Origin of the sequence: Sphingomonas sp. BK235 (assembly GCF_004345855.1) — a bacterium.
Classification (GTDB): Bacteria; Pseudomonadota; Alphaproteobacteria; order Sphingomonadales; family Sphingomonadaceae; genus Sphingomonas.
The window spans coordinates 597,226-620,269 of the sequence record NZ_SLXN01000002.1 but is presented as its reverse complement, the minus strand read 5'-3'; the positions used below and the strand labels follow the sequence as shown (position 1 = coordinate 620,269).

Genomic DNA, 23,044 nt, shown 5'->3' with positions numbered 1-23,044 from the left:
GCGCCCCACTTTCCGGGCAACCGATATTCAGGATCGATCACATGTCGCGCATCTGCGAGCTGACCGGCAAGGGCCGGCAGGTGGGGAACAACGTCTCCCACGCGAACAACAAGACCAAGCGCACCTTCCTGCCCAACCTGCAGAACGTGACGCTGCTGTCGGACGCGCTGGAGCGTTCGGTGACGCTGCGCGTCTCGACCCACGGGCTGCGCTCGGTCGAGCATAACGGCGGTCTCGACAATTGGCTGGTCAAGACCTCGGACGAGAAGCTGTCGCTCAAGGCGCGCCGCCTCAAGCGCGACATCGTGAAGAAGCGCGCCGCCGCCATCGCGGCCTGATTCGCGCCCACCGATCGGTCGATCGCGGCCCGCCGTCCCGGTGACGGCGGGCCGCTTCGCGTCCGCGCCTGGCCGCCGGCCGATCGCATCGACGCTCAGCCGAGCCAGCGGAACTTGGCGAGCACGGTCGGGCGACGGCGCGACGTGTCATTGTCGGTGACGACCCACAGCATCGTCGCGCCGCGCTCCACCGTCACCGCCAGCCCCTCCGCATTCTCCTGCGCCATCGCCGCGCTGAGATCGGCGACGATCGGGCCGGACAGTGTCGCCCCCGCGCGAATCGAGTCGCGCGCGATCCGCACCAGCACCGAATCGAAGCGCAGCGGCGGGAAATGCCAGCGCCGGTTGAGCACCAGCAGATCGCCGTCGGGCAGCAGCGCCGCGTCGCTCGGCGCGAACCCCGCGGGCGGGCGATAGCGCAACGCCACCCCCACCGCGCCGGGCGCGGTCGGGTCGCGATCGTACAGCAGCGCCGCGCGCGGCTCGCGCATGTTGCGCCAGCCCTCCTGGATCGTGAGGAAGCGCCCGTCGGGGAAGCGCACCAGCGATTCGGGGCCGGTATTGTCGCCCCAGCGCCGCATCGCGGCGGGGCGCACCCGCGCGCGCGCGTGGCGCAGGTCGGGATCGTAGCGCCAGATCGCATTGACCCGCTCATAGCCGATCCAGGCCGCGCCGCTGGCGCGATCGAGCGCGAGCGACTCCGAGTCGCGGTCCTGCTTCATCCAGCCGGTCCCCGGCCCGTCGACGATCGTGACGATCGCGTGCCGCGTCAGCCGCCGCCCCGCGATGCCGAGCCGCAGGAACTGGCCGCCATCGGTGAGCAGCACCGCCTCGCCGCCGCGCAGCGCCAGCGCGGAGAAGCCGCCGAACGCCGGGTCGCGCGACTCGAGCGACAGCGCCCCGACGGGTGCGAGCGGGCCGATCCGCGCGGGCCAGCCCCCGGGGGGCGCGATCGCGCGCGCGGTGACGGTGGCGTCCGCCGCGATCAGCGGCAGCCGCGCCTCGCCCGACCAGCCCGGCACCAGCAACAGCACCGCGAGCAGGGACCAGAACCAGCGCATCACCGGCCTCTACGGGAGCCGTGCCGCGGGGGAAAGCAGGATGAACCTTCGATAACGGGCGCATTCAGGGTCGGCTCAACGCGACTCGAGCATAACCGCATCATCGACGGGATGACCCGCCGACCGGAACAAGCAAACGGGAGATGACAGATGTTCAAGAATCTCGCTCTGGCTGGCGCCGCGCTCGCGATGGGTACCGCCGCGATCGTCCCTGCCACCGCCGACGCGCAGCGTTATTACGGCAGCCGCTATGACCGCGACTATCGCGACGGCCGCTACGACCGTGGGTATCGCGACTATGACCGCCGCGGCGACTATCGTCGCTACAATTACAACCGTCGCTGCTCGAACGGCACCACCGGCACGGTGGTCGGCGCGATCGCGGGTGGCCTGCTCGGCCGGACGATCGACTCGCGCGGTGACCGCACGCTCGGCACGGTGCTCGGCGGCGTCGGCGGCGCGGTCGCGGGCAACGCGATCGAGAAGTCGAACAACCCGCGGTACTGCCGTTAACTTCTTGCGGGTACAGGGGTCAGCGCGGGCGAGCGGCCTGCGCCGCCCCGGCCGCCACGAGTTCCCTCGCGTAGTGTGAGAGGGCGCGGGTCCGGTACCTCCTCGGGGTGCCGGACCCGTAGTCGTGGCGGTCGCCCGCGCACGATCAATACATATGCTGGCCGCCGTTGATGCTCAGCGTCGAGCCGGTGACGAACCCGGCCTCCTCCGAGCACAGGAAGGCGACGCCGCGCGCGATCTCCTGCGCCTGGCCGAGCCGCCCGACCGGGATCTTGGCGACGATCTTCTCCAGCACGTCGGCGGGCACCGCGGCGACCATGTCGGTATCGATATAGCCCGGCGCGATCGCGTTCACCGTCACCCCGGCGCGCGCGCCCTCCTGCGACAGCGCCTTGGTGAAGCCGTGGATGCCGCTCTTCGCCGCGGCGTAATTGACCTGGCCGTACTGGCCGGCCTGGCCGTTGATCGAGCCGATGTTGACGATCCGCCCCCATTTGCGCTCGCGCATCCCGGGGAACACCGCCTTGGCCATGTTGAAGCAACCGCCGAGGTTGGTGTCCATGACCTCCTTCCACATCTGGTAGGTCATCTTCAGGATCGTGCCGTCGCGCGTGATCCCTGCGTTGTTCACCAGCACATCCACCGCGCCGAGCTCGGCGGCGACGCGCGCGCAGCCGTCCTGGCAGGCGTCGTAGTCGGCGACGTCCCATTTGAACGCGGCGATGCCGGTGCGCGCGGTGAAGTCGCGCGCGCGCTCGTCATTGCCCGCGTAATTGGCGGCGACGGTCATGCCGCCGTCGCGCAGCGCGACGCTGATCGCCTCGCCGATGCCCCGTGTACCGCCGGTGACGATCGCGACCCTTGCCATAGCTGCTCTCCCTTGATCTCGCGCAGGCTAGCCGCGGGGCACCCAGCCTTCAAGCTCGCGGGACAGGATCGTGCGCAGCATGTCAACGCCCTGCGGCGAGTCGTTGAGACACGGCAGATAAGCGAAATGCGTGCCGCCCGCGGCGATGAAGCTCTCGCGCCCGCGGATCGCCAGCTCTTCCAGCGTCTCGAGGCAGTCGGCCGAGAAGCCCGGCGCCACCACCGCGACCTTGCGCACGCCGCGCGCGGGCATCGCCTCCAGCGTCGCGTCGGTGGCGGGGCCGAGCCATTTGGCGCTGCCGAAGCGCGACTGGAAGGCGATCGTCAGCGGCCGCCCCGCCAGCCGCTCCGCCAGCGCCTCGCCGAGCAGCCGCGCGGTCTTCTGGCAGTGGCAATGATAGGGATCGCCGCGCTCCAGCGTGCGCTGCGGCATACCGTGGAAGCTGGCGATCAGCGCGTCGGGCGCGAAGTCGAGCGCGTCGAGCGCCTCGCCGACCCGCGCCGCCAGCGCCGCGATATAAGCGGGATCGTCGTGATAGGGCGGCAGCGTCCGCACCGCGGGCTGCCAGCGCCATTGCGCCAGCGCGGCGAAGGCCTTGTCGTTGGCGGTGGCGGTCGTCGCGGCGCAATATTGCGGGTAGAGCGGCGCGAGCAGGATGCGCTCGCACCCCGCCGCCTTCATCGCCGCCAGCCGGTCCGCGATCGCGGGGTTACCGTAGCGCATCGCCCAGTCGACCAGCACGCCGTCGCCGAACGCGTCCTTGAGCGCCTCGGCCTGCGCGCGCGTCACCGCGGCGAGCGGCGATCCCGCCGCGCTCCACACCTGGCGATAGGCGTGCGCCGACTTCTTCGGCCGCGTCGTCAGCACGATGCCGCGCAGGATCGGCTGCCACGCGATCCTGGGCAGCTCCACCACGCGCGGGTCGGACAGGAATTCGGCGAGATAGCGCCGCACCGCGCGCACGTCCGCCGAATCGGGCGTGCCGAGGTTGACGAGCAGGACGCCGACGCGCGGCGGCGGGACGGTGGGATGGTCGGCGGGCAGCATGGGCTCAATTCCTCAGCGGCAGCGCGCGCGATCGCGCGCCCGTGGCGGCGAACAGCGCGTTGGCGACGGCGGGCGCGACCGCGGGCACGCCCAGGTCGCTGACGCCGCCGCTGTCGGCGCTGCTCGGGATCAGTTCGACGCTCAGCTCGGGCGCGGTCGCCAGCGTCGGCAGGCCGACCGCGCCGAGCTGGCGCACCGTGGCGAGATCGTCGCGGTACTGCGCCGCCGCGCCGGTCGCGGCGGCGACCCCGAAGATCAGGCCGCCCTCGATCTGCTGGCGGACGATATCGGGGTTGATCGCGCGCCCGCAATCCACCGCGGCGACCAGCCGGGTGACGCGCGCCGCCCCGGCCGCGCCGCGCTCGGCCTCGGCCAGCACCGCGATCGCGCTGCCGGCGAGGCGGTGGCAGGCGATCCCCTGGCCGCTGCCCGGTACCCCGCCGCTCCACCCGCCCAGCTCGGCCGCGGTGGTGAGACAGCGCGCCAGCCGCGCGTCGCCGCCGAGCAGCGCGACGCGATAGGACATCGGCTCGCTCCCCGCGGCGCGCGCGAGCTCGTCGATGAAGCTCTCGGTGAAGAAGGCGGTGTAACCATCGGCGCCGCCGCGCAGATGCCCGGTCGGCAGGTCGAGCGCGACGGGATGATGGTCCACCGCCCACGCGGGCAGCCGATAGGGCGGGATCGCGCCCGCGGTGGCGTAGCGGTCCGCCGTCGCGGGCAGCGCGGCGGCGAGGCGGCGCAGCGGATCGTCCGCGAGCAGCCGCCGCGCCAGCTCGCGGCCGGTAGCGGGCGCCGCGATCGCGGCATGCCACGCCAGGATCGCGCCATTGGCGCCGAGCCACGCGCGCATCCGCGCCTTGGCGGGCGCGCGCACGCGATCGTGCAGCAGCGCCTCGCCGCGCGACCAGCAGAGCTGCACCGGGCGGCGCAACCCGCGCGCCAGCACCGCCGCCTGCGCCGCGACGTCATGTTCGAGCGCGGCGCCGAACGCGCCGCCGACCTGCATCGGATGGACGATCACGTCATGCTCGGCGACGTCGATCGCGCGGGCCGCGGCGGCGCGCGCCAGCGTCGGCGCCTGGGTGGCGAGCCACAGCTCGAGCCGCCCGTCGCGCCACTGCGCGGTCGCGGCGGGGGTCTCCAGCGCGGCGTGGAGCGCGGGCGCGACATCGTAGACCGCCTCGACCAGCCGCGCGCCGCGCGGCACCGCGGCGACGTCGCCCAGCCCCGCCACGCGCGCGCCGGGCCGCGCCAGCGCCGCGTCGAGCGCGCGCGCGATCGCGGCGTCGTCGACGCGCGTGCCGTGGCGCGCGAACCGCGGCGCGAGCGCGGCGACGCCGCGATTGGCCGACCACCAGTCGCTCGCCACCGCCGCGACCCAATGGTCCGTGGTCACCACCGACAGCACGCCACGCACCCGCTCCGCCGCGGCGCGGTCGCAGCCGACCAGCCGCGCGCCGGGCTGCGGCCCCTGGCGCACGCTGGCGAACACCATGTCGGGGAGGCGCACGTCGGCGACGAAATTGGCCGAGCCGTCGACCTTGGCGGGCGAGTCGAGCCGGGGCAGCGGCTCGCCGCTCAGCCGTGCCTCGTCGCCGACGCGCAGCGTCAGCTCGTCGGGCACGCGCCCGCGCGCCGCCGCCTCGGCCAGCTCGGCGAAGCGCAGCCGCCGCTCGCCGAGCAGCACGAAGCCGCCGCGCGTCTCGCACGCGCGCCAGTCGGCGTCCCAGCGCGCCGCGGCGGCCTGGCACAGCAGCGCGCGCGCCGCCGCGCCTGCCGCGCGCAGCGGCGCCTCGAACTGGCGCACCGAGCTCGACCCGGCGGTGACGAGCAGGGCGTCGCGCGTCCAATGTTCGTCGCGCACCGCCGCCGGGACGCGCGCCAGCGCGTCGCCGAACAGCAGCTCGGCGCCGAGCGGATTGGCGTAGGGCGGGGCGAGCGGGGCGCTCTCCACCCCGACGGTGCGCCAGTCGGCGCCGAGCTCGTCCGCGACGATCTGCGCCAGCACGGTGTAGCTGCCCTGGCCGTGCTCGCATTGCGGCACCGCGACGATCACCTGCCCGTCGCGCGCGATCTTGAGGAAGGCGCCGAACGCGGCCTCGCCCGGCGCGACCGGCAGGCCGGCGCGATACTGGCGCGGCCAGGCCGCCCAGGCGACCACCAGCCCGACGCCGGCGCCCCCGGAGATCAGCAGCTTGCGTCGGGTCAGCGCGGCCATCACCCGGCGGTAGCGGGGTGCGCCGCGTCAAGGAAGCGCGAAAGCTCGGTCAGGCTGATCGAGCGCGCGATCGCGCGGCGCGGCGCGGCGCGGCCGCTCAGGCCGCCGCCACCTCATCCGCCACCAGCGCGCGATAGCGGCGGCGCAGCGCGATCTTGTCGATCTTCTCGGTGCCGAGCCGCGGCAGCGGCGCCTCCTCGATCCACAGCCGCACGGGCACCTTGAAGGCGGCGACATGCTGCGCGAGGAACAGCAGCAGGTCCTCGGCCGCCACCCCGCCGGGCTCGCCGAGATGGACCACCGCGCCCGGCACCTCGCCGTAGCGCGCGTCGGCCAGACCGAACACCGCCGCCTCCGCCACCAGCGGGTGCGCGTAGAGCGCGGCCTCCACCTCCTGGCAGCTGATATTCTCGCCGCCGCGGATGATGATGTCCTTCTTGCGGTCGACGATGAAGAGATAGCCGTCCGCGTCGAGATAGCCGAGGTCGCCGGTGCGGAAGAAACCGTCCGCGGTGAAGGCCGCTTCGGTGTCCGCCGGGCGGCCCCAATATTCCTGGAAATTGGCGGCGGAGCGGATGCCGATCTCGCCGGTCTCGCCCTGCGCCAGCGCGCTGCCGGCGTCGTCGAGGATCGCCAGCTCGACCAGCGGCGGCGAGGCGCGCCCCGCCGAGGCGGGCTTGGCGGTATAGTTGCTGCGCCAGTTGCCGGTGCCGATCGCGTTGGTCTCGGTCAGCCCGTAGCCGATCAGCGGCGCGCCGGTCAGCTCGGCGTCGAGCCGACGGACGTGGTCCACCGGGCGCGGCGCGCCGCCCGCGGCGAAATCGGTGACGGTGGACAGGTCGTAGCGCGCGCGCTCCGGGTGGTTGACCATCTCGTAGCTCATCAGCGGCACGCCGACGAAATAGGTCACCTTCTCGCGCTCGATCAGCTGCATCGCCTGTTCGGCGTCCCATTTGGGCATCAGCACCAGCTTGCGCCCCATCGCGAAGCTCTGGAGCAAGGTGGGCACCATCGCGGTGACGTGGAACAGCGGCAGGTTGAGCAGGGTCGCGGGCTGCAGGCCGGTGAGCGCGCCGTCCTGCGCCGCGATCCCCATCATCATCAGCGCCGAGGCGAGGAAGTTGAACGTGCCCTGCAGCACCTGGAAATGCGTCGACAAGGCGCCCTTGGACTGGCCGGTCGAGCCCGAGGTGAACAGGATCGTCGCGTGATCGTCGCCACCGAGCGCGGGGAGGGTCGCCGCGGCGTCATCGTCGGCGAAGGCCAGCACCTCGGCCAGCGCGACCTCGACCGGCTGGAGATCGTCGAAGATCTCGACCCGCACCGCCGCCCCGCCAGGGATGGCGGCGAGCCGGCGCGCGCGCGGCGCGTCGGCGAACACCAGCACGACGTCGACCTCGTCGAGCGCGGCGGCCATCTCCTCGGCCTGCCACCAGCCGTTGAGCAGCGTCGCCACGCCGCCGGCCATGATGATCGCCATGTAGAGCACGATCCACGACGGCGAGTTGCGCGCCGCGATCGCCACCCGGTCGCCGCGGCGCACGCCATAGCCCGCGACCAGCGCGCGCGCGGCGCGACTCGCCAGCGCGTGGACCGTGGCGAAGCTCAGCCGCTCGTCGCCAGCGACCAGCAATTCGGCGGCGCCATGCTGGTGGCAGAAATGCGCGAAATAGGCGGGCAGCGTCGGCGGCGCGGCGGCGATCATCGGCAGCGTCCGGCCGAAACGCTCGACCTGTCCGAGGGGTAGCTGGCCACCGTCGCCGGTCAGCGCCGCCATCACCGCGTCCATCCGCCGGTCGAGCTCGGAAGCCATCACTCTCTCCGCTTGGTTCTATGCTTTCCTCCCCTTATGCAGGCGCCATTGAGAAGGGGAAAGCCTTGATCCTGTCCGCCCTCGCCGCCGCCGTCCCGGCTGCCGGCGCCGCCACCGGCCACGTCCGTTTCGCCGACCTCGGGCTGCATCCCGACGTCTTCTCGATCGGCGTGTTCACGCTGCGCTGGTACAGCCTGGCTTATATCGCGGGCATCGTCGTCGGCTGGTGGTATCTGCTCAAACTGCTGGCCCAGCCCGGCGCACCGATGGCGCGGCGCCACGCCGATGACCTGGTGTTCTACGCCACGCTGGGGATCATCCTGGGCGGGCGGGTCGGCTATGTCCTGTTCTACGGCCCCGAGATGTTCGCCAAGCCGCTGTCGATCCTGCGGCTGTGGGACGGCGGCATGTCGTTCCACGGCGGGGTGATCGGCACCTCGCTGGGGATCATCTGGTTCGCGCGGAAGAACAAGCTCAACTGGCTGCGCGTCCACGATTACGTCGCCTGCGCGGTGCCCTTCGGCCTGTTCTTCGGGCGGCTCGCCAATTTCGTCAACGGCGAGTTGTGGGGCAAGCCCGCCAGCGTGCCCTGGGCGATCGTGTTCGAGCGCACCGTGCCTTACGGCGTGCCCGAGCCGGCGCGCCACCCGAGCCAGCTCTACGAGGCGGGGCTGGAGGGCATCGCCTTGTTCGTGCTGCTGTGGTTCTTCTTCTGGCGCACCGACGCGCGCTACCAGCCGGGCAAGTTGGTCGGGCTGTTCCTCGCCGGCTATGGCGTGGCGCGCTTCACCGTCGAGTTCTTCCGCGAGCCCGACGCGCAGCTGCGCGCCTTCGCCGAATATACCGGCCTGCACATGGGCCAGTGGCTGTGCGTGCCGATGATCCTGGCGGGTGCGGTGCTGATCGTCACCGCGCCGCGCCGGCGCCAGCGCGTCGAGGCCACGGTCGGGCTGGACAGCGTGGCGTGAGCGACGCGCTGCTCGCCGAGCGGCTGGCACGCGCGATCACGCTGGGCGGGCCGATCCCGGTCAGCCAGTTCATGGCCGCCGCCAACGCGCATTATTACGCGACGCGCGACCCGCTCGGCGCCGCGGGCGACTTCACCACCGCGCCCGAGATCAGCCAGATGTTCGGCGAGCTGATCGGCGCCTGGGCCGCCGACCTGTGGGACCGCGCCGGTCGCCCCGCGGTGGTCTGGGTCGAGCTCGGCCCAGGTCGCGGCACGCTCAGCGCCGACGCGCTGCGCGTGATGGCGCGCGCCGGGCTGACGCCGCCGGTCCACCTGGTCGAGACCAGCGCGACGCTGCGCGCGGCGCAGGCCGAGCGGCTGCCCGGCGCGACCTGGCACGATTCGCTCAACACGCTGCCCGAGGACGTGCCGCTGCTCGCCGTGGCCAACGAGTTCTTCGACGCGCTGCCGATCCGCCAGCTCGTCCGCCGCGCCGACGCGTGGCACGAGCGGCTGGTGGCGTGCCAGGACACGCTGTTCGTGCCGATCGCGGGCGCCGCGGTGCCCGACACGATCGTGCCGCCGGCGTTGCGCGACGCCGCGCCGGGCGCGGTGATCGAGACCTCGCCCGCCAGCGTCGCGGTGATGGCCGACCTCGCCGCGCGGATCGTCGCGCAGGGCGGCGCCGCGCTGGTGATCGACTATGGCTATGAGGGGCCGGCGATCGGCGACACGCTCCAGGCGGTACGCGCGCACGCCTTCGCCAACCCGTTCGAGGCGCCGGGCGAGCAGGACCTCACCGCGCACGTCGACCTGGCGACCTTGGGGCTGGTCGCCACCGCCTCGGGCGCGCGCTGCGACGGGCCGGTCGGCCAGGGCGCCTTCCTGCGCGCGCTCGGGATCGACCAGCGCGCCGCGGCGCTCGGCGAACGGGTGACACAGGATCGCGACCGGCTGGTCGAGCAGATGGGGGAGTTGTTCAAGGTGATCGCCGTGACTCACGAAACATGGCCGCGCCCGGCGGGCCTCGCATGATGCCGCGTCCCAGGCTGCGGCGCGCGACGGTGGACGATGCCGCCAGCCTCGCGGGCGTGGCGCGCGCGACCTTCACCGAGACGTTCGGCACGCTCTACTCCGCCGCCGACCTCGCCACCTTCCTCGAGCAGCATACGCCCGAGGACTGGGCGCGCGAGGTCGCCGACCCGGGCTATGCGGTGCAGATCGTCGAGATGGGGCATGTCGCGGTCGGCTATATCAAGCTGGGGCCGCCCAAATTGCCCTTCACCCCGCCCGAGGGCGCGATCGAGCTGCGGCAATTCTACCTGCTCAAGCCGTGGCAGGGCTCGGGGCTCGGGCCGGAGATGATGGAATGGGCGCTGGCCGAGGCGCGGCGGCGCGGGCACCAGGCGATCTATCTCTCGGTGTTCACCGACAATCTGCGCGCGCGGCGGTTCTACGCCAAATATGGCTTCGAGGACGTCGGCCCGTATCAGTTCATGGTCGGCGACCATGCCGACGAGGACATCGTGATGCGTCGCGCGCTGTGACGGCGCCCGAGCCCTTTCGCGCGCGGCTGCTCGGCGCGGTGCCGCACGGCTTTCTCGGGCGCGCGGGGGGCGTGTCGGAGGGGCTCTACGCCGGGCTCAACTGCGGGATCGGCTCGGACGACGATGCCGCCGCGGTCGCCGCCAATCGCGACGCCGCGCTGGCGGCGGTGGCGCCGGGGGCGTGCCTGCTGACACCCTATCAGGTCCACTCCGCCGACTGCGTCACGGTCGACGCCCCCTTCGCCAAGCGGCCGCGCGCCGACGCGCTCGCCACCGCGACGCCGGGGCTGGCGCTGGGGGTGGTCACCGCCGACTGCGCGCCGGTGCTGCTCGCCGACCCGGTCGCGGGCGTGGTCGGCGCGGCGCACGCGGGATGGAAGGGCGCGCTGGCGGGGGTGACCGACGCCACCGTCGCGGCGATGGAGGCGCTGGGCGCGGCGCGCGAGCGGATCGTCGCCGCGGTCGGGCCGTGCATCGCGCGCGCCAGCTACGAGGTGGACGCGGGCTTCCGCGCGCGCTTCCTCGACGATGATTCCGCCAACGAGCGCTTCTTCGCCGACGGCCGCGCGGGGCACGCGCGCTTCGATCTGGAGGGGTATGTCGCGCACCGGCTCGCCGCGGCGGGGGTGGTGCGGGTCGAGATGCTGGGGCTCGACACCTATGCCGACGCGCGGCGCTTCTTCAGCTACCGCCGCTCGACGCATCGCGGCGAGCCGGGCTACGGCCGCCAGATCGCGATCATCGCGGTGGGCTGAGGCGCCGGCGGCGTCGGGACCCAGTCTCAAGCGCTACCCCGGTGGACGCGAGACCGTCGCGAGAGGCACGGGACCCTCTTCTTTCCGTCATCCCGGACTTGTTCCGGGATCCACCCCACCGCGAGAGCAACGCGCACCGAGTTCGCGGGACGGTGGATCTGGACCCAAAAAGGCTCATTGTCGCGGAAGCTGCTTGCCCCCGTCATCCCGGGCTTGACCCGGGATCCATCGCGCCGCGAGAACGGCTCGCGTTGCTCTCGCGGCACCATGGATCCCGGCGCGAGGCCGGGATGACGGTGATGAAGAGCAATCCGCCTTTTGGGTCCGGACCCGTGGATCCCGGAACAAGTCCGGGATGACGGGATCGGTGGTGACAAAGGTCCCGCGTTTGCCGGAGTGGGGGAGGAGCTCCCCCCCACCGCCGCTCACAGCACGAAGCGGCTGAGGTCCGAGTTGCGCGCCACGCTCGCCAGCTGCCTGTCGACATAGGCCGCGTCGACCACCAGCGCCTCGCCCGCGCGGTCCTCGGCGTCGAAGCTCACCTCCTCGAGCAGTTTCTCCATCACGGTCTGGAGCCGGCGCGCACCGATATTCTCGATCTCGCCGTTCACCTCGGCCGCGATCCGCGCCACCGCGCGGATGCCGTCCTCGGTGAAGCTCACGTCCACCCCCTCGGTCGCGATCAGCGCGCGATATTGCGCCGGCAGCGACGCCTTGGTGTCGGACAGGATCGCGACGAAATCGTCCTCCGTCAGCCCCTTGAGCTCGACGCGGATCGGCAGGCGGCCCTGCAGCTCGGGCAGCAGGTCGCTCGGCTTGGCGACGTGGAACGCGCCCGAGGCGATGAAGAGAATATGATCGGTCTTCATCGGGCCGTACTTCGTCGACACCGTCGTGCCCTCGATCAGCGGCAGCAGGTCGCGCTGCACGCCCTCGCGGCTGACCGAGCCGCCGCGCACGTCGCTCACCGCGATCTTGTCGATCTCGTCGAGGAAGACGATGCCATTGGCTTCGGCGTCGGCCAGCGCGACGCGGCTGACCTCGTCCTGGTCGAGGCGCTTGTCCGCCTCCTCCTCGACGAGCTTCTCCCATGCCGCGGGCACCAGCAGCTTGCGCCGCTGCTTCGGCCCGCCGCCGAACGCCTTGCCCATCATCTCGGACAGGTTGATCATGCCGACCGAGCCCTGCCCGCCGGGCAGCTCGAACGGCATCTGCGGCGCCTGCTGGAGCTCCAGCTCGATCTCGGTCTCGGCGAGATGCCCGTCGCGGAAGCGCTGCTTGAAGCTCTCGCGCGTCGCCTGGCTCGAGTCCTTGCCCACCAAAGCGTCGAGCAGCCGGTCCATCGCCGCGGCCTCGGCCTTGTCCTTCACCGCGAGCCGGCGGCGCTCCTTCTCGAGCCGCACCGCCTCCTCGACCAGGTCGCGCGCGATCTGCTCGACGTCGCGGCCGACATAGCCGACCTCGGTGAACTTGGTCGCCTCCACCTTGACGAAGGGCGCGTCGGCCAGCTTGGCGAGGCGGCGGCTGATCTCGGTCTTGCCGCAGCCGGTCGGCCCGATCATCAGGATGTTCTTGGGCGTTACCTCGTCGCGCAGGTCGGGCGACAGTTTCTGCCGCCGCCAGCGGTTGCGCAGCGCCACCGCGACCGCGCGCTTGGCCTCCTTCTGGCCGATGATGTGCGCGTCGAGCGCGGCGACGATCGCCTTGGGGGTGAGATTATCGTTCATGCGGAATCAGAGCCTTCGTCGGCGAATGTTGAGTAAGTTGAGCCGCTGCGCGGGATCGCGCGCGGTTCAGTTCGCGCTGTCGAGCGTCTCGATCGTCAGCCGGTCGTTGGTGTAGACGCACACCTCCGCGGCGATCGCCATCGCGCGGCGGCAGATCGTCTCGGCGTCCTGCTCGTAATCGACCAGCGCGCGTGCCGCGGCGAGCGCGTAATTGCCGCCCGAGCCGATCGCGGCGATCCCGGCCTCGGGCTCGAGCACGTCGCCGTTGCCCGTGAGGATCAGCGTCACGTCCCTGTCGGCGACGATCATCATCGCCTCCAGGTTGCGGAGATATTTGTCGGTGCGCCAGTCCTTGGCCAGCTCGACCGCGGCGCGCATCAGATGGCCGCCGTGGCGCTCCAATTTGGCCTCGAGCCGCTCGAACAAGGTGAAGGCGTCGGCGGTGGCGCCGGCGAAGCCGCCGATCACCTTGCCGTCGCCTAAGGTGCGCACCTTGCGCGCGTTGGGCTTCATCACGGTCTGGCCCATCGAGACCTGACCGTCGCCGACCACGACGACCTTGCCGCCGCGTCGAACCGATAGGATGGTGGTGCCGTGCCAGACCGGCGCGGCGTGTGGATCGTTCCCGCTCATGCCGCGCGATATGGGGACCATAGCGGGGGGTCGGCAAGTGTGCCCGGAAAGGACGAATTCGGTAACCCAGGCTGTGGCACTGCGGCGCCGCCCGCGGCATAGCGGCGGGTGGAGAGTGAGTAGCGATGATTACCGACAGGGACCGGCTGTATTTCCAGAGCCGCGCCGAAGCCGAACTCAAGCTGGCCGCCGAAGCGAAGGATCACGCGGTCTGCCAGGCGCATTACGAGATGGCGACACAGTATCTCGAGGCGGCGCACGGCGCGCACATGCGCCTGCCGCCCGACCCGCAGCGGATGGCGCGCCACGGCTGAGGTGGGGCACATCCCCTCCCCGGCTCCCTGCGGGCGGACCCGGAAGATCCATGGTTGAGGACGTGGCGCGGCCGTTCCGTCATCCCGGGCTCGACCCGGGATCCATGGCGCCGCGAGCGCACCGGCGTCGCTCTCGCGGAAGGATGGATCCCGGGTCGAGCCCGGGATGACGGACGGGCCGGGATGACGGCGCTGGCCCCGGAGGGACGAACAAACGGCCCTTCTCGTCGCAGCCTGTCACGCGCGTGAGGGATTAGCGGCAGATCGGACCGCGGAAGGGGCAGCCCCCTTCCCGATCCGACCCCGTCGGCGCCTAGACCGCGGCGGTGATCGCCTTGAGGTCGACGATCGGGCGCGCGCCGAAATGCTGGATCACCTCGGCGGCGCAGATCGCGCCGAGCGTCAGCGACGCTTCCAGCGACTTGCCGCGCGCCTGGCCGAACAGGAAGCCCGCCGCGAACAGGTCGCCCGCGCCGGTGGTGTCGACCACCTGGTCGATCGGCTGCGCCGGCATGGTGACGCGCGCGTCGCCCGCGATCGCGGTGGCGCCGCGCTCGCTCAGCGTGACCACCACCAGCGGCACCTTGGCCTTCACCGCCGCGATCGCCGCCTCGACGTCGCCCGTCTCGGTCAGCGACATGATTTCCGCCTCGTTGGCGAACAGCAGGTCGATCAGCCCGGCGTCGATCAGCTCGTGGAAGGCGGCGCGGTGGCGGTCGATCACGAACTCGGCGGAGAGCGTGAAGGCCACCTTGCGCCCGGCCGCGCGCGCGACGTCGATCGCGGCGCGCATCGCCGCGCGCGGCTCCTCCGGATCCCACAGATAGCCCTCGAGATAGAGGTAGCGCGCGTCCGCGATCAGCGCGCGGTCCAGCGCCGCCTCGGGCAGATAGTGCGAGGCGCCGAGGAAGGTGTTCATCGTGCGCTGCCCGTCGGGCGTGACGAAGATCAGGCAGCGGCCGGTGGTCGGCGCGCCGGCGCGCGCGGGCGTGTCGAAGCGGATGCCCGCGGCGCGGATGTCGTGCGCGAAGACGTCGCCGAGCTGGTCGTCGGCGACCTGGCCGATGAAGGCGCAGGACGCGCCCAGCGCCGCCATGCCCGCGATCGTGTTCGCCGCCGAACCGCCCGACACTTCCTGCCCCGGCCCCATCTTGGCGTAGAGCGTGTCCGCCTCCTCGGGCGAGAAGACCAAGGCCATCGCTCCCTTGGTCATGCCGTTCTCGGCGACGAAGGCGTCGCTCGCGGGCGAGAGGATGTCGACGATGGCGTTGCCGATCGCGACGACGTCGTAACGGGGTTCGGTCAAGGGGATGGTCCTGCTGTCCGGGAAAGCGCCCGCCTATCCGCCGCCCGCGGCTTGCGCAACCGCGGCGCAGGGCGCAACGCTGGCGCGATCATGGTGCGTGCGCTGCTGCTCTCGATCGGTCAGCTCGGTGATCCGCCGGTGCTGCGCGTGCTGCTGCAGTCGCTGGCGGTGACGCTGGCGCTGTTCGCCGCGCTGGCGCTCGGCCTGTGGTGGCTGGTCGACGCCGCGCTGGCGGGCTGGGCGTGGCACGGCACGCTGGCGGGGGCGGCGGCGGTGGTGGTCACCGCGCTGGCCTTCTGGCTGCTGTTCCGCGCGATCGCGATCCTGGTGGTGGGCCTGTTCGCCGACCAGGTCGTCGCCGCGGTGGAGCGCCGCCATTATCCCGCCGCCGCGGCCGCCGCGCGCGCGGTGCCGCTGGCGCGCGGGCTGGCGATGGGGCTGGGATCGGCGGCGCGCTTCGTCGCGGTGAACCTGCTGCTGCTGCCGCTCTACCTCGCGCTGCTCGTCACGGGGGTGGGCACCGCGGCGCTGTTCTTCCTGGTCAACGCCTGGCTGCTCGGGCGCGACCTCGGCGACATGGTGGCGGCGCGCCACCTGCCGCGCGCGGCGATGCGAGACTGGCACGCGGCGACCGCCGGGCGCCGGTTCGTGCTGGGGCTTGCCGGCACTGCGCTGTTCGTGGTTCCGCTGCTCAACATCCTCGCCCCCGTGCTCGGCGCGGCGATGGCGACCCATCTCTATCACGGAGCCCGTCGATGATCCCGCCCCGCCGTGTCGCCGCGCTGCTCCCCGCGCTCGCGATCGCCGGCTGCACCGCCACCGCGCCGACCAGCGCGCCGCGCCCGCGCCCGGTCGCGGTGGCGATGCCGAGCATGGGGCTGGAGAGCGTGATGGGGAAGAACGAGGCGGCGCTGGTGCGCGGCTTCGGCCAGCCCGACGCGGACATCCGCGAGGGCCAGGCGCGCAAGCTGCAATTCTCGAGCGCGATCTGCATCCTCGACGCCTATCTCTACCCGCCCGAGGGCGGCGGCGAGGCGGTGGTGACCTGGGTCGATTCGCGCCAGCGCGACGGGCGCGCGATCGATCGGGCGAGCTGCGTCGCGGCGCTGGCGCGGCGCGACGGCGGCAAATAGCCGGGCGGGAGCCTTTCCCCCGCCCGGCATCGCGCTCAGCCGCCCCCCGCCAGCGCGGCGAGCAGCAGCAAAGCGACGATATTGGTGATCTTGATCATCGGGTTCACCGCCGGGCCGGCGGTGTCCTTGTAGGGGTCGCCGACGGTGTCGCCGGTCACCGCGGCCTTGTGCGCCTCCGAGCCCTTGCCGCCATGGTTGCCGTCCTCGATGAACTTCTTGGCATTGTCCCAGGCGCCGCCGCCCGAGGTCATCGACAGCGCCACGAACAGCCCCGAGACGATCACGCCGAGCAGCATCGCGCCCAGCGCGGCAAATCCGCTCGCCTGCCCGTCCACCGCGGTGACGATGAAGTAGAGCGCGATCGGTGACAGCACCGGCAGCAGCGAGGGCACGATCATCTCGCGGATCGCGGCGCGGGTGACGAGATCGACGGTACGGCCGTAATTGGGCCGGCTGGTCCCCTGCATGATGCCGGGATTGTCGCGGAACTGCTGGCGCACCTCCTCGACCACCGCGCCCGCCGCGCGCCCCACCGCGGTCATCCCGAAGGCGCCGAACAGATACGGCAGCAGCGCGCCGAGCAGCAGCCCGACGATCACGTACGGGTTGCTGAGCGAGAAGTTGACCGACAAATCGGGGAAATAGGTCTGCAGGTCGGTGGTGTACGCGCCGAACAGCACGAGCGCGGCGAGCCCGGCCGAGCCGATCGCATAGCCCTTGGTCACCGCCTTGGTGGTGTTGCCGACCGCGTCGAGCGCGTCGGTGCGCTCGCGCACCTCGTCCTCCAGCCCCGCCATCTCGGCGATGCCGCCGGCATTGTCGGTCACCGGGCCGTAGGCGTCGAGCGCCACCACCATCCCCGCCTGCGCCAGCATCGCGGTCGCGGCGAAGGCGATGCCGATGATCCCGGCGAGCTTGTACGCCGCGACCACCGCGACCACGATCACCAGGGTCGGCAGCGCGGTCGCCTCGAGGCTGATCGCGAGGCCCTGGATCACGTTGGTGCCGTGGCCGGTCTCGCTCGCCTTGGCGATCGACTTGACCGGACGGTAGTTGGTGCCGGTATAATATTCGGTGATCCACACGATCAGCCCGGTCACCGCCAGCCCGATCAGCATCGAGAAGAACAGGTCGTAGCCGGTGAAGGCGCTCGCCGCGGGCACACCCGCGACGCCGCTCGCCGCCGGCGAGGCGGCGCCCGCGTCGGGCACCGCGCCGCTGCCGGCGTCGAGGAAGCCCGCCCCGCCGATCACGCGGTGCAGGTCGCCGAGCGTCCACTGCGTCACCGCCCAGATCGCCGGGATCGACAGCAGCGCCGAGGTCCAGAAGCCCTTGTACAAGGCGCCCATGATCGAGCCACCGCCGAGCCGCACCATATAGGTGCCGATGATCGAGGTGACGATGCACACGCCGCCGACCGCGAGCGGCAGGCTCATCAGCCGCATCAGCTCGCCCGCGTCGGCCTGGATCAGCAGCGCGATCGACACCATGGTGACGCCGAGCGTGACGACATAGGTCTCGAACAGGTCGGCCGCCATGCCGGCGCAGTCGCCGACGTTGTCGCCGACATTGTCCGCGATCACCGCGGGGTTGCGCGGATCGTCCTCGGGGATGCCGGCCTCGACCTTGCCGACCAGGTCGGCGCCGACGTCGGCCGCCTTGGTGAAGATGCCGCCGCCCAGCCGCGCGAAGATCGAGATCAGCGAGGCGCCGAACGCCAGCGCGGTGAGCGCCTCGACGATCGCGCGGTCGTTGGGCAACAGCCCCGCCGGCCCGGTGAGATACCAGAAGAACAGGGCGATGGAGAGCAGGCCCAGCCCGGCGACGAGCATCCCCGTCACCGCGCCCGAGCGGAACGCCATCGTCAACCCGCGCTGGAGCGTCGAGCGCGCCGCCTCGGCGGTGCGGACGTTGGCGCGCACCGAGATCGTCATGCCGACGAAACCCGCGACGCCCGAGAGCACAGCGCCGATGACGAAGCCGACCGTGGAGAGCAGCCCGAGCGTGACCGCGAGCACAATCGCGACGATCGCGCCGACCACGGCGATGGTGGTGTATTGGCGCCCGAGATAGGCCTTGGCGCCCTCCTGGATCGCGCTGGCGATATCCTGCATCCGCTCATTGCCCGGCGACGCGGCGAGCACCTGGCGGCTGGTGACGAAGCCATAGAGTACGGCGATGACGCCGCAGACGATGGCAAGGTAGACGATCGTCATGCCTCACATCCCTCCTGTTGCGCGCCCGGTCTGTCGCCGGGAGGTGTCGCGCGGGAGGCGGAGGCTAACATGCGGGAACGTCAGCGCAACCCGTGCTCATACCCGAGCCGGCGCGGGGTCGGCAGCGGCTCGCCGGCGCGGGTCAGCCGCAGCCCGGCGCCGGGCTCGAACCGCCCGACGCGGGTCGCCGGCACCGGTGGGACGACGTCGGGCGCGGCGGCGAACAGCAATTCGTAATCGTCGCCAGCGGTCGCCGCGGCGAGCGCGTCGGTGCCCCCCGCCGCCAGCGGCACGTCGGCGAGCTCGACCGTCACCGCGACGCCGCTCGCCGCCGCCATCCGCGCGGCGTCGATCAGCAGCCCGTCGGAGACGTCCATCATCGCGGCGACCAGCGGCGCCAGCGCGCGTCCCTCGGCCAGTCGCGGCACCGGGCGGCGGTAGCGCGCCAGCAGCGCCGCGTCGCCGTGACCCGCGCGCGCGATCGCCAGGCCCGCGCCAGCGTCGCCGATCGTGCCGGTGACCCAGAGCGTGTCGCCCGCGCGCGCGCCCGACCGCGGCGGGGCGGCGGCGTCGCGCCCGATCGCGGCGAGCGTCAGCACGCGCGGCGCGCCCGCGGGCAGCGTCACCGTGTCGCCGCCGAGCAGCGCGCCGCCGAGGGCGCGCAGCGCGGCGTCGAGCCCGTCCATGAAGGCGGCGTCCCACGCGGCGTCGCGCAGCGGGTAGTTGAGCAGCACGCCCTCGACCAGCGCCCCCTTGGCGGCGAGATCGGAGTAATTGGTCGCGAGCAGCTTCCACGCCACGTCGCCGGCGGGGTCGTCGGGGAGGAAGTGGACGCCCTCGACCAGCGTGTCGGTGGTGAGCGTATAGCCGCCCAGCGACGCGGAATCGTCGGTGAGCCCATGCGCGCCGGGGTGGAGCGGCAGGCGGCGCAGGCGCGCGAGGAGATCGGCCTCGGTCATGCGCGCGGCATAGCCGCGGCCGGCAGGGTTGTCGTGCGTGGCGAACCGCTCGTTAACGCCCGCTGGTTATGGCCGATCGCTTGACAGGAGCTGACGATGTCGGGCGTACCGGCCGAACATGATGACCTGCGCCGGCGGATGGCGCGTTTCCTCCCCCTGATGGACTCCACCGGCCACGCCAGCGGCGTGCTGCTGCGCGAGCGGCTCGAGTTCTCGCGCCTCTTCCAGACGCACAGCCAGGAGGAGCAGCGCGCCGTCGTCGCGCGTGCCGCCGCCGAGCCGGGCTTTGCGCCCACCGCGGCGGCGTATCGCGACCAGCTCGACCGGCTGCGCGCGGACTATAGCGCGCATATCGCGCACTGGCCGCCCGCCGCGATCGGCACCGACCCCGCCGGCTATCGCGCCGCGGTGGTGACCTTGCAGCGCCGCTTCCACGACCTGCTCGCCTGGGAGGAACGCCACCTGCTGTGACCGGCGCGGCCCCGCTATAATAAGAGCGTTGCGTCATCGTGACCGCGCGCCCGATCGTCATGGCTCCGCAGGAGCAGCGGCTCGAGCGCTCGCGGCACGATGGATCCCGGATCGAGGCCGGGATGACGGGAGGTGCGCGACGATCCCTGTGAGGGAGCGGGAGGTGCGCGATGACCGAGCGGCGGGCGGAACTGGAGGCAGCGGAGCGGCGCGCGCTCGATCTGCTCGCGGCGATCGAGGCGCGCGGGCTGATCGCGCCGGGGCGCAGCGAGCGCGAGGTCGAGCGCGACATCTACGCGCTGGCCGAGCGCGACTTCGGCGTCGAGAAACACTGGCACAAGCGGATCGTGCGCGCCGGCGCCAACACGCTGGCGATCGCGGCGGACAACCCGCCGGTGCGCGACATCGCCGCCAATGACATCGTCTTCCTCGATCTCGGCCCGGTGTTCGGCACCTGGGAGGCCGATGTCGGCGCGAGCTACGCGCTGGGCGACGACCCGGTGAAGCACGCTCTGTGCCGCGAGCTGGAGGCGCAGTTCGCCGCGGTCTGCGCGCGCTTCCGCGACGCGCCCGACATTACGGGCGCGGCGCTGTACGCCTTCGCGTGCGAGTCGGCCGCGGCGGCGGGATGGCGCTTCGGCGGGCGGATCGCGGGGCATATCGTCGCGGAATTCCCGCACGCGCGGCTGCCCGGTGCGAAGCAGGTCCACCAGATCAGCGCGGAGAACCCGACGCGGCTGCGCGACCCCGACGCTCATGGCGAGGAGCGCCACTGGATCTGCGAGATCCATCTGGTCGAGCCCGAGGGGCGATTCGCCGGCTTCTACGAACGGCTGATCCCGCTGGGGTGAGCGGCTGGAAGGGGGCGAGACCTCTCACCCCCTATGCCGTCATCCCGGACTCGGTCCGGGATCCACCGGGCCGCACACCCAGCGGTTGCGGCGCATGCGGCACGGTGGATCCTGAAACGAGTTCAGGATGACGGCAGTTCTTGGGGAGAGCATGACGCGCGCACGCCTCGCTCGCCGCATCCCGTCCTGGCCCTCGCTCCAGCACCGCACCGACGGGCGGCGGTGCCTCTCGCCTCTCCCGCTCCGTCATCCCGGGCTCGACCCGGGATCCATTTTTCCTCCAAAGCAACGCCTTTGGCTCTCGCGGCGTCATGGATCCCGGGTCGAGCCCGGGATGACGGGGGCGAGTCGCTTCCGCGACGATGAACCTTTTGGGTCCGGATCCATGGTGCCGCGAGAGCCGAAGGTGTTGCGCTCGCGGAAGGATGGATCTTGGCGCGGCTTGTGCTGCGCGACCGCGCAGGCGGCGTCGAAGGGGCCGGGATGACGGGGCATCTGTAGCGACGCGACCGCCGCTACGCCCCGCTCATTCCTCGTGCTTCGCCCCGTCGAGCACCGCCTCCTGCCGCGCGCGCTCCTGTCGCTCGGCCTGCTTCTCCGCCTTGGTGCGGCCGTAGGCGGCGCGGTTGGCCGCGGCCTGTGCCGCTTCCTCCGCGCGCCGCTTGGCCTTGCGCGCGCGGTTCAGCGAGACCAGCTCGCCCATCTCAGCCGCGCACGTCCTTGGCGATATTGTCGAGCAGGCCGTTGACGAACCCCGCCTCGCGCTTCTGGTAGAAGGCATGCGCGACATCGACATAGGAGCTGATCGCCGCGCCCACCGGCACGTCCTCGCGCGCGAGCAGCTCGTAGCAGCCGGCGCGAAGGATCGCCTTCATCGGCTTGTCGAGCCGTTCCAGCGTCCAGCCGGTGCTCAGCTTGGCCTCGATCAGCCGGTCGATCTCGCCCTGGCGCGCGTTCGTGCCGGTGACGAGGTCGTCGAAGAAGTCGACGTCGGCCTCGGCGTACTGCGCCTCCTCGATCTCGGCGCCGAGTCGGTGGTGGTGGAACTCGTGGAGCAGCGCGGGCAGCGCGGTGCCTTCCATCTCATGCTGGTACAAGGCCTGGACGGCGGCGAGGCGGGCGGCGGCGCGGGCCTTGGTGCGGGCAGCGGTGCGGGACATAAGCGGCGCCCTGTACGCCGGTGCGCGCGCCGCGTCACCCCTCCCGCGCCGTTGATCTCGATCAGCCTGTTCGCGCGGCGATCGGGCGCAACGTCCCCGGCCGTTCGTCGTTCGTGCTGCATCCCTTCGCACATTGCCAGAGGAGCATCACCATGGGCCTGTTCACCAAGGACATCGCGACGCTGCACGACCTGTTCCTGCACACGCTGCAGGACATCTATTATGCCGAGCACCAGATCACCAAGGCGCTGCCCAAGATGATCGAGAAGGCGACCGCGCCCGAGCTCAAACAGGGCTTCGAGACCCATCTGCGCGAGACCGAGGGCCAGATCGCGCGGCTCGAGCAGGCGTTCGACGCGCTGGGCGAGAAGGCCAAGGCGGTCACCTGCCCCGCGATCGACGGCATCATCAAGGAGGCCAACGAGGTCGCCGGCGACATCGCCGACAAATCGGTGCTCGACGCCGCGCTGATCGCCTCGGCGCAGGCGGTCGAACATTATGAGATCACGCGCTACGGCACGCTGATCGCCTGGGCCAAGCAGATGGGCCACGACCAGGTCGTGACGCTGCTCCAGGCGACGCTCGACGAGGAGAAGTCGACCGACGACAAGCTGACCACGCTGGCCGAGAGCAAGGCCAATGCGAAGGCGGAGCTGGCGACGGCGTGAGGCGGAAGGGGGCCGCCCGGAAATGAGGCGGCTCGTTCGACGTGAGGTGGCAGGGCGTCCGGTCGGAGAGCGGCCGGGCGCCCTTCCTTCTTGTTCCCCGGCGTAAGCGGGACCTTCGCGAACGCTCTCGTCATCCCGGACTTGTTCCGGGATCCACCGTCCCGCGAACGCATCGCGCGTTGCTTTCGCGGTGAAGTGGATCCCGGAACAAGTCCGGGATGACGAAGAATAAGGAACCTACCGCAATTTTCGCAAAGATCCTGCGATGCCAAGATCCAGTCGGGGGGACGCTGCTGAGGCAGGTGACGGGGGTCACGCTGACGTCTCCGCTTGAGCCGACGTTGGCATGTGACGACCGTCGCGCTCCACCACGACGGCTTTCCCAACTGGGCCCCGGCTTCCGCCGGGGCACAAGCGGTGGGTGTCGAGTGACATGACGGACGCCGCGATACCAGCGGCCTCGCCACCACCCCTCTTCATCCCGCCCGCGCCGCCCG

At 71.8% G+C, this 23,044-nt stretch carries 24 protein-coding genes; 12 read left to right on the top strand and 12 right to left on the bottom strand.

The window, feature by feature from the left end; genetic code table 11:
• Positions 1–41 precede the first annotated feature (41 nt).
• Positions 42–338 carry a 50S ribosomal protein L28 gene (gene rpmB, locus EV292_RS08430; protein WP_132908739.1) on the top strand — a complete coding sequence of 99 codons (297 nt, stop codon included), beginning with the start codon at positions 42–44 and terminating at the stop codon, positions 336–338.
• Positions 339–433: 95 nt separating this feature from the next.
• Here the strand turns inward: rpmB and EV292_RS08425 are convergent, their stop codons facing one another.
• Complete coding sequence (locus EV292_RS08425; protein ID WP_132908738.1) at positions 434–1,399, bottom strand: esterase-like activity of phytase family protein; 966 nt, start codon at positions 1,397–1,399, stop codon at positions 434–436.
• Between the two features lie 150 nt (positions 1,400–1,549).
• On the opposite strand from EV292_RS08425, the gene EV292_RS08420 reads away from it, so the two are divergent.
• Positions 1,550–1,912 (top strand): glycine zipper 2TM domain-containing protein, encoded by a 363-nt coding sequence (locus tag EV292_RS08420; protein WP_132908737.1) that lies wholly within the window; start codon positions 1,550–1,552, stop codon positions 1,910–1,912.
• A gap of 145 nt (positions 1,913–2,057) precedes the next feature.
• Here the strand turns inward: EV292_RS08420 and phbB are convergent, their stop codons facing one another.
• The 4 genes from phbB to EV292_RS08400 all read right to left on the bottom strand — a co-directional run bounded on the left by phbB (position 2,058) and on the right by EV292_RS08400 (position 7,858).
• Positions 2,058–2,780 carry an acetoacetyl-CoA reductase gene (gene phbB / locus EV292_RS08415; protein ID WP_132908736.1) on the bottom strand — a complete coding sequence of 241 codons (723 nt, stop codon included), beginning with the start codon at positions 2,778–2,780 and terminating at the stop codon, positions 2,058–2,060.
• Between the two features lie 27 nt (positions 2,781–2,807).
• Positions 2,808–3,827, bottom strand: coding sequence for a ferrochelatase (gene hemH / locus EV292_RS08410; RefSeq protein ID WP_132908735.1), 1,020 nt, complete (start codon positions 3,825–3,827; stop codon positions 2,808–2,810).
• Positions 3,828–3,831: 4 nt separating this feature from the next.
• Entirely contained in the window at positions 3,832–6,045 is a 2,214-nt protein-coding gene (locus EV292_RS08405) for a molybdopterin cofactor-binding domain-containing protein (RefSeq protein ID WP_132908734.1), read from the bottom strand.
• A gap of 97 nt (positions 6,046–6,142) precedes the next feature.
• Positions 6,143–7,858, bottom strand: a complete 1,716-nt coding sequence (locus EV292_RS08400; protein ID WP_207913370.1) for a class I adenylate-forming enzyme family protein — start codon at positions 7,856–7,858, stop codon at positions 6,143–6,145.
• Positions 7,859–7,923: 65 nt separating this feature from the next.
• Between EV292_RS08400 and lgt the strand changes: the two genes are divergently transcribed.
• From lgt to pgeF, 4 genes are all read left to right on the top strand, one after another.
• Positions 7,924–8,826, top strand: a complete 903-nt coding sequence (lgt, locus tag EV292_RS08395) for a prolipoprotein diacylglyceryl transferase (protein WP_132908733.1) — start codon at positions 7,924–7,926, stop codon at positions 8,824–8,826.
• 71 nt (positions 8,827–8,897) lie between these two features.
• Positions 8,898–9,842: an SAM-dependent methyltransferase gene (locus EV292_RS08390; protein ID WP_132908878.1), complete on the top strand. Its 945-nt coding sequence runs from the start codon at positions 8,898–8,900 to the stop codon at positions 9,840–9,842.
• Positions 9,842–10,354 (top strand): GNAT family N-acetyltransferase, encoded by a 513-nt coding sequence (locus tag EV292_RS08385; RefSeq protein WP_132908732.1) that lies wholly within the window; start codon positions 9,842–9,844, stop codon positions 10,352–10,354. The genes EV292_RS08390 and EV292_RS08385 overlap by 1 nt, the downstream gene beginning before the upstream one ends.
• Positions 10,351–11,109, top strand: coding sequence for a peptidoglycan editing factor PgeF (gene pgeF, locus EV292_RS08380; RefSeq protein WP_132908731.1), 759 nt, complete (start codon positions 10,351–10,353; stop codon positions 11,107–11,109). Before EV292_RS08385 ends, pgeF begins: the two co-directional genes overlap by 4 nt.
• Positions 11,110–11,534: 425 nt before the next feature.
• Here the strand turns inward: pgeF and hslU are convergent, their stop codons facing one another.
• Together hslU and hslV are read right to left on the bottom strand one after the other, a co-directional pair.
• Entirely contained in the window at positions 11,535–12,836 is a 1,302-nt protein-coding gene (hslU, locus tag EV292_RS08375) for an ATP-dependent protease ATPase subunit HslU (protein WP_132908730.1), read from the bottom strand.
• Positions 12,837–12,902: 66 nt separating this feature from the next.
• Entirely contained in the window at positions 12,903–13,469 is a 567-nt protein-coding gene (gene hslV, locus EV292_RS08370) for an ATP-dependent protease subunit HslV (protein WP_132908729.1), read from the bottom strand.
• 125 nt (positions 13,470–13,594) lie between these two features.
• Here hslV and EV292_RS08365 point away from each other — a divergent pair, with 125 nt between their 5' ends.
• A complete protein-coding gene (locus EV292_RS08365; protein ID WP_132908728.1) occupies positions 13,595–13,783 on the top strand; it encodes a hypothetical protein in 189 nt (62 codons plus the stop codon).
• 313 nt (positions 13,784–14,096) lie between these two features.
• Here the strand turns inward: EV292_RS08365 and EV292_RS08360 are convergent, their stop codons facing one another.
• A complete protein-coding gene (locus EV292_RS08360; protein ID WP_132908727.1) occupies positions 14,097–15,089 on the bottom strand; it encodes an adenosine kinase in 993 nt (330 codons plus the stop codon).
• A 90-nt stretch (positions 15,090–15,179) separates the two neighbouring features.
• On the opposite strand from EV292_RS08360, the gene EV292_RS08355 reads away from it, so the two are divergent.
• Positions 15,180–15,848, top strand: coding sequence for an EI24 domain-containing protein (locus EV292_RS08355; RefSeq protein ID WP_132908726.1), 669 nt, complete (start codon positions 15,180–15,182; stop codon positions 15,846–15,848).
• Complete coding sequence (locus tag EV292_RS08350; protein WP_132908725.1) at positions 15,845–16,222, top strand: hypothetical protein; 378 nt, start codon at positions 15,845–15,847, stop codon at positions 16,220–16,222. The genes EV292_RS08355 and EV292_RS08350 overlap by 4 nt, the downstream gene beginning before the upstream one ends.
• A gap of 35 nt (positions 16,223–16,257) precedes the next feature.
• Here the strand turns inward: EV292_RS08350 and EV292_RS08345 are convergent, their stop codons facing one another.
• Both EV292_RS08345 and thiL read right to left on the bottom strand, forming a co-directional pair.
• Positions 16,258–18,438, bottom strand: a complete 2,181-nt coding sequence (locus tag EV292_RS08345) for a sodium-translocating pyrophosphatase (protein ID WP_132908724.1) — start codon at positions 18,436–18,438, stop codon at positions 16,258–16,260.
• 80 nt (positions 18,439–18,518) lie between these two features.
• Complete coding sequence (thiL, locus tag EV292_RS08340) at positions 18,519–19,397, bottom strand: thiamine-phosphate kinase (protein ID WP_132908723.1); 879 nt, start codon at positions 19,395–19,397, stop codon at positions 18,519–18,521.
• A gap of 96 nt (positions 19,398–19,493) precedes the next feature.
• Here thiL and EV292_RS08335 point away from each other — a divergent pair, with 96 nt between their 5' ends.
• Positions 19,494–19,868 carry a hypothetical protein gene (locus EV292_RS08335; RefSeq protein WP_132908722.1) on the top strand — a complete coding sequence of 125 codons (375 nt, stop codon included), beginning with the start codon at positions 19,494–19,496 and terminating at the stop codon, positions 19,866–19,868.
• A gap of 170 nt (positions 19,869–20,038) precedes the next feature.
• Positions 20,039–20,719 carry a M24 family metallopeptidase gene (locus EV292_RS08330; protein ID WP_132908721.1) on the top strand — a complete coding sequence of 227 codons (681 nt, stop codon included), beginning with the start codon at positions 20,039–20,041 and terminating at the stop codon, positions 20,717–20,719.
• Between the two features lie 526 nt (positions 20,720–21,245).
• Here EV292_RS08330 and EV292_RS08325 read toward each other — a convergent pair.
• On the bottom strand, positions 21,246–21,422 hold the full coding sequence (locus EV292_RS08325; protein WP_132908720.1) for a DUF4169 family protein: 177 nt from the start codon (positions 21,420–21,422) through the stop codon (positions 21,246–21,248).
• Position 21,423: 1 nt separating this feature from the next.
• Entirely contained in the window at positions 21,424–21,879 is a 456-nt protein-coding gene (gene nusB, locus EV292_RS08320) for a transcription antitermination factor NusB (protein ID WP_132908719.1), read from the bottom strand.
• A 152-nt stretch (positions 21,880–22,031) separates the two neighbouring features.
• Here nusB and EV292_RS08315 point away from each other — a divergent pair, with 152 nt between their 5' ends.
• Positions 22,032–22,547, top strand: coding sequence for a ferritin-like domain-containing protein (locus EV292_RS08315; RefSeq protein ID WP_132908718.1), 516 nt, complete (start codon positions 22,032–22,034; stop codon positions 22,545–22,547).
• The last annotated feature ends 497 nt before the right edge of the window (positions 22,548–23,044 follow it).

Bases quoted from the DNA above. Each gene is read 5' to 3' on its own strand.
- hslU (WP_132908730.1), bottom strand. From the start codon at position 12,836: ATGAACGATAATCTCACCCCCAAGGCGATCGTCGCCGCGCTCGACGCG.
- hemH (WP_132908735.1), bottom strand. From the start codon at position 3,827: ATGCTGCCCGCCGACCATCCCACCGTCCCGCCGCCGCGCGTCGGCGTC.
- EV292_RS08405 (WP_132908734.1), bottom strand. From the start codon at position 6,045: ATGGCCGCGCTGACCCGACGCAAGCTGCTGATCTCCGGGGGCGCCGGC.
- EV292_RS08325 (WP_132908720.1), bottom strand. From the start codon at position 21,422: ATGGGCGAGCTGGTCTCGCTGAACCGCGCGCGCAAGGCCAAGCGGCGC.
- EV292_RS08345 (WP_132908724.1), bottom strand. From the start codon at position 18,438: ATGACGATCGTCTACCTTGCCATCGTCTGCGGCGTCATCGCCGTACTC.
- EV292_RS08350 (WP_132908725.1), top strand. From the start codon at position 15,845: ATGATCCCGCCCCGCCGTGTCGCCGCGCTGCTCCCCGCGCTCGCGATC.
- phbB (WP_132908736.1), bottom strand. From the start codon at position 2,780: ATGGCAAGGGTCGCGATCGTCACCGGCGGTACACGGGGCATCGGCGAG.
- EV292_RS08365 (WP_132908728.1), top strand. From the start codon at position 13,595: ATGATTACCGACAGGGACCGGCTGTATTTCCAGAGCCGCGCCGAAGCC.
- EV292_RS08390 (WP_132908878.1), top strand. From the start codon at position 8,898: ATGGCCGCCGCCAACGCGCATTATTACGCGACGCGCGACCCGCTCGGC.
- hslV (WP_132908729.1), bottom strand. From the start codon at position 13,469: ATGAGCGGGAACGATCCACACGCCGCGCCGGTCTGGCACGGCACCACC.
- EV292_RS08315 (WP_132908718.1), top strand. From the start codon at position 22,032: ATGGGCCTGTTCACCAAGGACATCGCGACGCTGCACGACCTGTTCCTG.
- EV292_RS08335 (WP_132908722.1), top strand. From the start codon at position 19,494: ATGTCGGGCGTACCGGCCGAACATGATGACCTGCGCCGGCGGATGGCG.
- rpmB (WP_132908739.1), top strand. From the start codon at position 42: ATGTCGCGCATCTGCGAGCTGACCGGCAAGGGCCGGCAGGTGGGGAAC.
- EV292_RS08420 (WP_132908737.1), top strand. From the start codon at position 1,550: ATGTTCAAGAATCTCGCTCTGGCTGGCGCCGCGCTCGCGATGGGTACC.
- nusB (WP_132908719.1), bottom strand. From the start codon at position 21,879: ATGTCCCGCACCGCTGCCCGCACCAAGGCCCGCGCCGCCGCCCGCCTC.
- EV292_RS08385 (WP_132908732.1), top strand. From the start codon at position 9,842: ATGCCGCGTCCCAGGCTGCGGCGCGCGACGGTGGACGATGCCGCCAGC.
- EV292_RS08330 (WP_132908721.1), top strand. From the start codon at position 20,039: ATGACCGAGCGGCGGGCGGAACTGGAGGCAGCGGAGCGGCGCGCGCTC.
- thiL (WP_132908723.1), bottom strand. From the start codon at position 19,397: ATGACCGAGGCCGATCTCCTCGCGCGCCTGCGCCGCCTGCCGCTCCAC.
- EV292_RS08425 (WP_132908738.1), bottom strand. From the start codon at position 1,399: ATGCGCTGGTTCTGGTCCCTGCTCGCGGTGCTGTTGCTGGTGCCGGGC.
- EV292_RS08400 (WP_207913370.1), bottom strand. From the start codon at position 7,858: ATGGCTTCCGAGCTCGACCGGCGGATGGACGCGGTGATGGCGGCGCTG.
- EV292_RS08355 (WP_132908726.1), top strand. From the start codon at position 15,180: ATGGTGCGTGCGCTGCTGCTCTCGATCGGTCAGCTCGGTGATCCGCCG.